The 10,473-nt window shown below is 40.6% G+C and carries 7 protein-coding genes; all 7 read left to right on the forward strand.

The window, feature by feature from the left end; translation table 11 throughout:
- Positions 1–13: 13 nt before the first annotated feature.
- The 7 genes from HCJ30_RS08600 (at position 14) to HCJ30_RS08630 (ending at position 10,461) form a co-directional block, all read left to right on the forward strand.
- Positions 14–544: an ADP-ribose-binding protein gene (locus HCJ30_RS08600; protein WP_185391817.1), complete on the forward strand. Its 531-nt coding sequence runs from the start codon at positions 14–16 to the stop codon at positions 542–544.
- 287 nt (positions 545–831) lie between these two features.
- On the forward strand, positions 832–2,298 hold the full coding sequence (guaB, locus tag HCJ30_RS08605; RefSeq protein WP_185391818.1) for an IMP dehydrogenase: 1,467 nt from the start codon (positions 832–834) through the stop codon (positions 2,296–2,298).
- 160 nt (positions 2,299–2,458) lie between these two features.
- A complete protein-coding gene (gene recQ, locus HCJ30_RS08610) occupies positions 2,459–4,231 on the forward strand; it encodes a DNA helicase RecQ (protein WP_185391819.1) in 1,773 nt (590 codons plus the stop codon).
- A gap of 23 nt (positions 4,232–4,254) precedes the next feature.
- A complete protein-coding gene (locus tag HCJ30_RS08615) occupies positions 4,255–6,408 on the forward strand; it encodes a DNA topoisomerase III (protein WP_185391820.1) in 2,154 nt (717 codons plus the stop codon).
- A gap of 108 nt (positions 6,409–6,516) precedes the next feature.
- A complete protein-coding gene (locus HCJ30_RS08620) occupies positions 6,517–8,184 on the forward strand; it encodes a CocE/NonD family hydrolase (RefSeq protein ID WP_185391964.1) in 1,668 nt (555 codons plus the stop codon).
- Positions 8,185–8,361: 177 nt separating this feature from the next.
- Positions 8,362–9,699 carry a D-alanyl-D-alanine carboxypeptidase PBPD1 gene (gene pbpD1, locus HCJ30_RS08625; RefSeq protein ID WP_185391821.1) on the forward strand — a complete coding sequence of 446 codons (1,338 nt, stop codon included), beginning with the start codon at positions 8,362–8,364 and terminating at the stop codon, positions 9,697–9,699.
- 327 nt (positions 9,700–10,026) lie between these two features.
- Complete coding sequence (locus HCJ30_RS08630; RefSeq protein WP_185391822.1) at positions 10,027–10,461, forward strand: hypothetical protein; 435 nt, start codon at positions 10,027–10,029, stop codon at positions 10,459–10,461.
- The last annotated feature ends 12 nt before the right edge of the window (positions 10,462–10,473 follow it).

Genomic DNA, 10,473 nt, shown 5'->3' on the forward strand with positions numbered 1-10,473 from the left:
AAGAGGTGATGGTATGGAGATTACAGTTGTAAAAGGCGATATTACAGAACAAGATGTGGATGTCATTGTGAACGCGGCGAACCCGGGTCTTTTAGGCGGCGGTGGAGTGGATGGTGCTATCCATCAAGCGGCGGGACCTGATTTATTAAAAGAGTGTCAGGAAGTCATTAATCGAATTGGCTCATGTCCGGCTGGTGAAGCAGTCATTACATCTGCGGGTGATTTAAAAGCGAGCTATATTATTCACGCTGTAGGGCCAATTTGGAAAGACGGCGAGCATCAGGAAGCAAACAAACTGGCTTCTTGTTATTGGAAAGCATTAGATTTAGCAGCTGGAAAAGACTTAGTATCAATTGCTTTTCCTAATATTTCGACTGGTGTGTATGGTTTTCCGAAAAAACTAGCAGCCGAAGTAGCGCTTTATACCGTTCGTAAATGGATGGAAGAAGAATATGATTCCAGTATTGAAGAGATACGTTTTGTTTGTTTCGATGAAGAAAACGCCACACTATATAACGAATTAATAAATAGCGAAGTCGTTTAAGATAACAATCTTAGACGGCTTTTTAAAATGTTTCACGTGAAACATTTTTTACTATATTTTCTGAATAAAACAACAACGGAAAACCTTCTTGACATAGCTCCTAGCTTCTTGTAACATCATATTCAATAACTAAAAATATACATTGGCTATTTCAGCATGATTATAAAAGACAAGTCGCATGATGTGGATATTTTCCACCATTTTTTCTTTATCAAAATAAGGAAAAGATGATGCGTTTTTTCTATATAAAAAAGCGGATACCAATAAAAAAGGAGTGTTTGCGACCCATGTGGGAAACAAAATTTGCAAAAGAAGGCTTAACATTTGATGATGTTTTACTTGTTCCAGCGAAATCGGACGTATTACCAAATGATGTAGATTTAAGTGTAGAAATGGCTCCATCACTCAAATTAAATGTACCAATTTGGAGTGCCGGAATGGACACAATTACAGAAGCGAAAATGGCGATTGCTATTGCGCGCCAAGGCGGAATCGGTGTTGTTCATAAGAATATGAGTATTGAGCAACAAGCAGAAGAAATCGAAAAAGTAAAACGTTCCGAAAGCGGCGTTATTATTGATCCATTTTATCTAACTCCAGATCACCAAGTTTTTGCTGCAGAGCATTTGATGGGTAAATATCGTATTTCTGGTGTTCCAATCGTGAACAACGAGCAGGAGCGCAAACTGGTTGGGATTTTAACTAACCGCGATTTACGTTTTATTTCTGATTACTCCACAGTGATTAAAGATGTTATGACAAAAGAAAACCTAGTGACAGCACCAGTTGGAACTACGCTGAAACAAGCAGAGCAGATTCTTCAAAAGCACCGTATTGAGAAATTACCACTTGTTGATGAAGCGGGTATCCTAAAAGGGCTTATCACTATTAAAGATATCGAAAAAGTAATTGAATTCCCTAACTCTGCTAAAGATAAGCACGGTCGACTACTTGCGGCTGCGGCTGTTGGGATTACGAATGACACATTTGTACGCGTAGAGAAATTAATCGAAGCGGGTGTGGATGCGATTGTTATTGATACTGCGCACGGACATTCAGCAGGTGTTATAAATAAAATTTCTGAAATCCGTCAAACGTTTAAAGATGTAGTAATTGTTGCTGGAAACGTTGCGACATCAGAAGGAGCACGTGCTCTTTTTGAAGTCGGCGTGGACATTGTAAAAGTTGGGATTGGTCCTGGTTCGATTTGTACGACACGTGTTGTTGCGGGCGTTGGGGTACCACAAATCACGGCTATTTATGACTGTGCGACGGTTGCGCGCGAATTTGGTAAAACAATTATCGCGGATGGCGGCATTAAATATTCTGGTGATATCGTGAAGGCTTTAGCTGCTGGAGGGAATGCAGTTATGCTTGGAAGTATGCTCGCTGGAACTGATGAAAGTCCTGGTGAAACAGAAATTTTCCAAGGTCGTCAGTTTAAAACGTATCGTGGTATGGGCAGTTTGGCGGCGATGGAGCACGGTTCTAAAGATCGTTATTTCCAAGCAGACGCGAAAAAACTCGTTCCTGAAGGTATTGAAGGTCGCGTTCCTTATAAAGGTTCCGTTGCTGACATTATTTTCCAACTAGTTGGCGGTATTCGTTCAGGTATGGGCTACACTGGCTCGCCTGATTTAAGACATCTTCGCGAAGAAGCGGCTTTCGTTCGTATGACTGGCGCGGGGCTTCGTGAAAGTCATCCACATGATATTCAAATTACAAAAGAAGCACCAAACTATAGTATTTCTTAAGGTCGAAAAAGCAGGAATCTCTTCCAAAAGAGGTTTCTGTTTTTTTATTTCTACTATAAAAATAAGAAAACCGCGAGAAAACACGAATTTCCCCAAAAGGCTTCAATTACAGTCATAAAACCGCTATACTGTTTCTATAGAGGAGGCGTGAAAAAAGATAATGATAGAGCGAGCAAGAGCTATTTTACAGCAAAACTTTGGTTATCAAGATTTTCGGGATGGGCAAGTAGACGTTATTTCGAAGCTTTGTGCAGGAGAAGACACGCTAGCAATCATGCCGACTGGTGGCGGGAAGTCGCTTTGTTACCAGATACCAGCACTTCTTTTTGACGGTTTAACCATTGTTGTTTCTCCGCTAATTTCACTTATGAAGGATCAAGTAGATGCGCTAGTCTCAGAAGGGATAGCAGCTACTTTTATTAATAGTACACTGACTAATAGAGAAATAGATATCCGCTTGGATGCCGCGTTTTCTGGAGAGCTAAAGATGCTTTATATTGCGCCAGAGCGAATTGAAACACCGGGATTCCAACGTTTAATTGAGCAAGTACCGATTTCGTTGTTTGCGATTGATGAAGCGCACTGTATCTCGCAGTGGGGCCATGACTTTCGGCCGAGCTACCTGACACTGTGCGATAGTTTAGACAACATGACTAGGCGCCCGCTCGTTATCGCGCTGACTGCTACAGCAACCCAAGCTGTTTCGGATGATATTTGCCGACTATTAAAAATAAATGCGAGTTCGGTTGTTAAAACTGGATTTTCCAGAGACAATTTAGCCTTTCAAGTCGTAAAAGGACAAGACAAAGATAAGTATTTGGTTGACTATTTAACGGAAAATGCGACAGAATCTGGAATTATTTATGCTTCCACACGAAAAGAAGTGGAGCGCCTGCACAATTTCTTGCTTAAAAAAGGCGTTGAGTCAGGCATGTACCACGGTGGTATGACTGATATAGCGCGAAAAGATTGGCAGGAGAAGTTTCTATACGATGATATTCGCGTTATTGTTGCAACGAACGCCTTTGGGATGGGAATTAACAAGTCCAACGTGCGCTTTGTTATTCATTATAATATTCCGCGCAATATCGAAGCTTACTATCAAGAAGCTGGTCGTGCTGGTCGAGACGGGGTTCCGAGTGATTGTATTTTACTATTTTCGCCGCAAGATAGCCGTATTCAGCAGTTTTTAATTGAACAATCCGAAATGGATGATGAACGCAAACAAAATGAATTCGCTAAGCTCCGCCAAATGACGGGCTATGGTTATACAGAAATTTGTTTGCAGAAATACATCGTTCAGTATTTTGGTGATGACGAAGAAAACTGCGGCAAGTGTAGTAATTGCTTAGATACAAGAGAAGCCACGGACATTACTATTTTAGCGCAACAAGTTTTTTCATGTATTAAAAGAATGGGTGAGCGTTTCGGAAAAGTGCTAATTGCTAAGGTTTTGACGGGTTCTGCTGACCAGAAAGTAAAAGATTGGCGCTTTGAAGAACTCAGCACGTATGGGTTAATGAAAGATGCTTCTCAAAAAGACGTCTTGCAATTAATTGATTACTTGACTGCAGAAAAATATTTGCAACCAACCGATAGCCAATTTCCTTCGTTGAAACTGACCGATAGAGCGGTATCGGTTCTACGGGGCGAGCTCAAAGTAGAACGCAAACAAGCGAAACGTGCTGAAAAAGTTAAAATTGACGTAAATAGTGACCTTTTCGAGAAATTACGGGAAGTCCGTCGTGAACTGGCAGCGAAACACAAAGTGCCACCATATATCATTTTTTCAGATGAAACGTTACGAGAAATGTGTGCTTATATGCCGCAAACGGAAGATGCTCTGCTTGAGGTCAAAGGTATCGGTGCGATGAAACGCGATAAATATGGCGCTGAATTCTTGGCCGTTTTGCAAGAAGAGGCAGCGAAATAAGATAGAAGAGAGGGTTTTGACAGATGACAAAAACATTAGTGCTGGCAGAGAAACCGTCTGTCGGGAAAGATATTGGCCGAGTATTAGGTGCCAAACAAGGTAAGAATGGCTATTTAGAAGGCAGTAAATATGTAGTAACTTGGGCGCTAGGACACCTTGTTACGTTAGCGGATCCAGAGCGCTACGACTCCAAATACAAAAGCTGGAACATGGAAGATTTACCAATGCTTCCAGAAAAAATGAAACTAGAACCAATCAAGCAAACGAGAAAACAATATGAAACGGTTAAAAAGTTAATGAACCGCACCGATATAACAACCATCGTTATCGCAACCGATGCCGGTCGAGAAGGAGAATTAGTAGCTCGCTGGATTATTGATTACGCGAAAATCAAGAAACCGCTAAAAAGACTATGGATTTCTTCTGTAACCGATAAAGCAATACGTGAAGGCTTTGAACACTTAAAACCTGGGAAAGCATACGAAAACTTGTATCACTCCGCTGTTGCCCGTTCTGAAGCTGACTGGGTAGTAGGCATCAATGCTACACGTGCGCTAACGACAAAATATAATGCACAACTATCTTGTGGCCGTGTGCAGACGCCGACCCTTGCAATGATTCAACATCGTGAAGAAGAAATACGCAACTTTAAACCGCGTGAATACTACGGAATTACTGCGCTAACGGAGCAAGAATGTTTCACGTGGAACAATGGACAAACGTTTGATAAAGCGTTAGCCGAGAAATTAGTGAAGTCTTTACAAGGTGAAAATGCGGTAATTACGGATGTTTCCATGAAAGAAAAGAAGACTTTTTCACCAGGATTGTACGATTTAACAGAACTACAACGCGATGCCAATAATCGATATGATTTCTCAGCTAAAGAAACTCTAAATATTATGCAAACATTATATGAGCGCCATAAAATATTAACGTATCCGCGTACAGACTCGCGCTTTATTTCAACAGATATCGTGCCAACGCTAAAAGAACGCTTGGCTGCGTGCGGTGTGGGTGAAAATGCGAAAGCTGCTCGTCAAATCAGCGGGAAACCAATCAAAGCGAACAAATCATTTGTCGATAACAGCAAAGTAAGTGACCATCACGCTATTATCCCAACCGAGCAACCCGTTTCACTTGGAGATTTAAGTGATAAAGAACGGAAAATTTATGACCTTGTTGTCAAACGTTTCCTAGCAGTGCTTTCGGACCCATATATTTACGAGGAAACTTCAGTTAAAGCCAAAATTGGCCAAGAAGACTTCACTTTAAAAGGGAAAGTTGTTAAATCGCTTGGCTGGAAAAGCATTTACGGGGAAGCGCGCGAACCGGATCAATTAACCAAAATGCAAAAAGGCGACAAAATCCCAGTTAAACGAGTAAATTTAGAAACCGGCAAAACGAAACCTCCAGCAAGATTTAACGAGGCGACGTTACTTTCTGCAATGGAAAATCCATCTAAATACATGGAATCCTCCAACAAAGCGCTAGCGAAAACACTTGGCGAAACTGGCGGACTTGGAACTGTTGCAACCCGTGCAGACATCATCGAAAAGCTATTCAATAGTTTCTCATTAGAAAAACAAGGCAAGGATATCCAAATTACTTCTAAAGGACGTCAATTACTCGAATTAGTCCCGGAAGATTTAAAATCCCCAGAGCTAACGGCGCGCTGGGAACAAAAACTATCTAAAATCGCAAAAGGTGAACTTGATTATCGTAAATTCACTGCAGAAATGCGCGATTACGCCAAAAAAGCAGTAACCGAAATCAAGCAAAACGATAAAAAATTCCGTCACGATAACATTACATCGCAAAAATGTCCGGATTGTGGCAAACCGATGCTAAAAGTAAAAGGCAAACGCGGCACAATGTTAGTTTGTCAGGACCGTGAATGTGGTCACCGTGAATCCGTTTCAAGAACGACGAATGCTCGCTGCCCGAATTGCCACAAACGTATGGAAATGCGTGGCGAAGGAGACAAGCAGATTTTCGTGTGCGCTTGTGGACACCGTGAAAAACTGTCTGCATTCCAACAACGTCGCGATAAGCAAAAAAATAAAAACGTATCCAAAACAGATGTAGCTAAATTCATGAAGAAACAAAACAAGCAAGAAGATGAACCATTTAATAATCCAATGGCAGAAGCACTTGCAAAACTAAAGCTAGATAAATAAGCATAAACAAAGCGACCCACTCAATCTGAGTGGGTCGCTTTGTTTGACATAGTCCCTCGTATACGAAACAATAAAATGGCAATCAATATCAAAAAGGAGATGTTTCACGTGAAACATAATCGATTAATAATTGAAACAGATATTCCAGCAAAAATGCGCGATGGGGTGACTTTATATGCAGATATTTATCGTCCGGCAGATGAAGGCACGTATCCAGTTTTACTAACGAGATTGCCGTACAGCAAGTCATATGGGCTACATTTTATTCGTCCTAATATTTTAGCGGAGCAAGGCTATATTGTTATTGTTCAAGATGTTCGTGGCAGATACGCATCAGAAGGGGAATTTGTCCCGTACATAGCGGAAGTGGACGATGGTTATGACACAATTGAATGGGCGGCTAACCTACCTTATTCTAATGGTGATATCGGCATGTTCGGTTTGTCATATTACGGCTACACGCAAATTCTAGCCGCGTTAAGTGGTAACACGCATTTAAAAGCAATTGCTCCGATTATGGCGCAAAATAGCATGACGGATGTATTCAATGATCATGATGGCGCGCTGGAATTAGGCATGTGGGAAACATGGAATTTAGAATCAATGCTTCCAAATCTACTAACGCGTAAATACAATACACGTGAAGAATTAGAAAAAGCTGCCAACAACTTAATGAAAAATCTAGATAATATAGATGAACTATATAAATTTAAACCATATAAGGATTGGCCAGCAATTGGTCAGAAAGAAATGCCTTATTTTTCAGAGCTGCTAAATTATGAACCAACCCACAACCACTGGCAAAAAATCGATGCAAAAAGCAATTATGATAAAATCAATATACCCGGACTCCATGTTGCCGGTTGGTACGACTGCTTTTTAGATAAAACCATTGCTAATTTCCAAAATGGTCACCACCGTGCTCTTGGTGATAAACTCATCATTGGGCCTTGGACACATGCCAATTTCGGCCAAATGATTGGTGACCGTGACTTCGGAATGGCAGCTACCAAATGGGGCGAAGCAAATATGCACGCGCGGCATCTGGAATGGTTCAATCATTGGCTAAAACAAGAGCCACTCCCTGAAACAGCCCCGATAAACTACTTTGTTATGGGCTTAAATGATTGGAAAACCGCAGACACTTGGCCACCTCAAAATACCGATTTTACCCCACTTTATTTTAAAACTGGTGAAGTAACGGCTGAATTTACGCCACCAAAACAAACCTCAGAAGTAAACTTTACTTACAACCCAGAAAATCCAGTCCCTTCAAATGGCGGGGGAACGCTTCATAAAGAACTACACGCCGATGGTCCACGTGATCAGCAGCACCTAGAACTTCGGGATGATATTCTTTGCTATACAACGGCGCCACTAGAAGCAGATTTGGAAGTAACTGGACCAGTCCAAGTGAATTTATGGGCGAAAACAGATGCCCCCAACACAGATTTCACCGCTAAACTAGTAGATGTTTTTCCTGATGGCACCGCGTTTAACCTAGCAGACGGAATTATTCGCGCGAGTAAACAACACGGTGATCAAGTCCAAAATAAGATTAACGAATACACCATTGATCTATGGGCAACGAGCAACTTATTCCAAAAAGGTCATCAAATCCGCATCGAAATATCTTCTAGTAATTTTCCGCGATTTGACCCGAATCCAAACACTGGCGATAGTTTCATTAATTCCACCGAAAGCCAAATCGCGCACCAAACCATTTACCATAGCCCGGATTACCCATCGCATATCCTTTTGCCAATTTCTCGCTAGAAAACGGACTTTTGGGCGAAAAGTTTTATATACGACACTGCTAAATCATGGTAAAATATGAAAGTATCCGCCAAAAAAATGAAATCTATTTCAAAAAGGGAATTTTTAAAGTAGATTTCTTTATTAAAATATAGATAAAATGAGCCAACAGTTTGCTCAAATGAAGGAGAAGTTGCAGTGAAAAACATAATGAAAAAGACAGGGATTGCAATCATGGCAGCATCCCTCGCAGTGAGTGGCTTCTTAGTAAGTCCGAAAGCAGCACAAGCCGCAGAAGCACCAAACGTAAATGCAAATGCAGCAATCGCAATTGAAGAGAGTACTGGAAAAATTTTATATTCAAAAGACGCTGACAAGCTAATGGGTATCGCATCCATGACGAAAATGATGGATGAATATTTACTACTGGAAGCAATCGATAAGGGACAATTAAAATGGGACGATAAAGTAACCATTTCTGAATATGCGTTTAAAGTTTCCCAAGACACATCACTATCGAACGTACCGCTTAGACTTGGTGAAGATTATACGGTGCAAGAATTATATGAAGCGATGGCAATCTACTCTGCAAACGGCGCAGCAATTGCGCTTTCTGAAAAAATTGCAGGATCTGAAAAAGATTTTGTTGACGCGATGAACAAAAAAGCAGAAAAACTCGGATTAGGTGAGCACAAATTTGTTAACTCGACTGGTCTTAACAATGAAGATTTAAAAGGCGAGGAACAAGTAGGTGGGCCAAAAGACGAAAATCAAATGACGGCGCGCGGTATGGCGAAGTTGGCGAAACACTTAATTGATGATTATCCAGACGTACTAAAAACAGCAAGCATCACGAAAAAAGAATTCCGCAAAGGCACATCAGATCAAATTGATATGTCCAACTGGAACTGGCTACTACCAGGCCTAATTTATGGTCGCCAAGGTGTAGATGGTTTGAAAACAGGGACAACTGATTATGCTGGAATGTGCTTAACTGCAACAGCTGTGCAAGATGGCATGCGTGTTATCACAGTCGTTCTTCATGCAAACGGCGGAGCACCTGGCGCACATACAAGTGCCCGTTTTGACGAAACTAACAAAATGCTCGACTACGCTTTTAACAATTTTAAAGTAAAAGAAGTACAAAAAGCAGGCTCTAAAGTGAAAGATCCTTCTACGCTCGCAGTAAATAAAGGCAAAGAAGATACAGTTGGACTTGTGACAAAAGACGCTGTGAAGCTAGTTGTACCTAAGAACGACAATTCACCTAAACTAAACACAAAAGTAACGCTAAAAGAGAAAAAAATCGAAGCACCCGTTGAAAAAGGTACGACAGTCGGCGAAATGGAAGTATCTCTAAAAGATGGAGATGACCTAGGCTACCTTGACGGAAAACAAACCGAAACAATCGACGTACTAACTGCCAGCGACGTTGAAAAAGCAAACTGGTTCATGCTTTCCGCTCAAGCAGTAGGCTCCTTCTTTACAGGTATTGGAAGTTACGTTTCTAATGGCGTGCAAGGTTGGTTTAATTAAGAAATTATACGTGAATTTACAGATTTTATGATTTTTTAAGAAGTTTTATTAATAACGATGTTCCGTATTTTTTATGAGGATATGGACGGGAAAGGTAGCATTCTGCGGAGTGCTACCTTTTTTTGTGTGGTGAAAGGTTAGGCGGGGACTTGTTTTTATATTCTCTGAAATAGGGATTATCCGAGAATAGGGTTTAACATGTTGAAAGAGAAAATTAATAATCGAAAGTACAAATGTGACAGAAAATTGAACGTTGCTAGAAGCATATAAAATTGGCCTTTTTTTATGATATACTTGCTGAGATTGTGATAAGACGGGGGTTTTAGGATGAGGAAATTATTGAAAAACAAGAAATTTTGGATAGTCTTGGTAATGCTTTTAGTATTGATTGTAGTACTTTTATTAGTACTTCAAAAATGTACACATGATGAAAAAGAGACGAAACCATTAGAAGTGGAGCAAGATTTCAAGCGGAATTACGCGAAATGGTCAGATTTGAAATTGAATGGAGACATTTGTAATCCAGCTTATTTAGCGGAGTTGCGGGAGATGGAGAAAGATTTTCAAACTATTTATGCAGATGCTAAAAAGCCGAAAGTGTGGGATGGTTTATCAAAAAAAGACCAGACCATTTATACGGCTTATGGAGATGTAGGATCAGAGCTGAAAACGATGAATGATGCAATCGAGGCGCAGGAATATAAACAAGCGCAGCAAGTTCTGACAAAGATTTTAGAGATAGAAAAAGGTGTAAAGCAATAAACTGAGACAGAA

Source organism: Listeria cossartiae subsp. cossartiae (assembly GCF_014224155.1).
GTDB classification, from domain to species: Bacteria; Bacillota; Bacilli; order Lactobacillales; family Listeriaceae; genus Listeria; species Listeria cossartiae.

Coding starts and splice junctions, on each gene's coding strand:
- HCJ30_RS08600 (WP_185391817.1), top strand. CDS start 14: ATGGAGATTACAGTTGTAAAAGGCGATATTACAGAACAAGATGTGGAT.
- guaB (WP_185391818.1), top strand. CDS start 832: ATGTGGGAAACAAAATTTGCAAAAGAAGGCTTAACATTTGATGATGTT.
- recQ (WP_185391819.1), top strand. CDS start 2,459: ATGATAGAGCGAGCAAGAGCTATTTTACAGCAAAACTTTGGTTATCAA.
- HCJ30_RS08615 (WP_185391820.1), top strand. CDS start 4,255: ATGACAAAAACATTAGTGCTGGCAGAGAAACCGTCTGTCGGGAAAGAT.
- HCJ30_RS08630 (WP_185391822.1), top strand. CDS start 10,027: ATGAGGAAATTATTGAAAAACAAGAAATTTTGGATAGTCTTGGTAATG.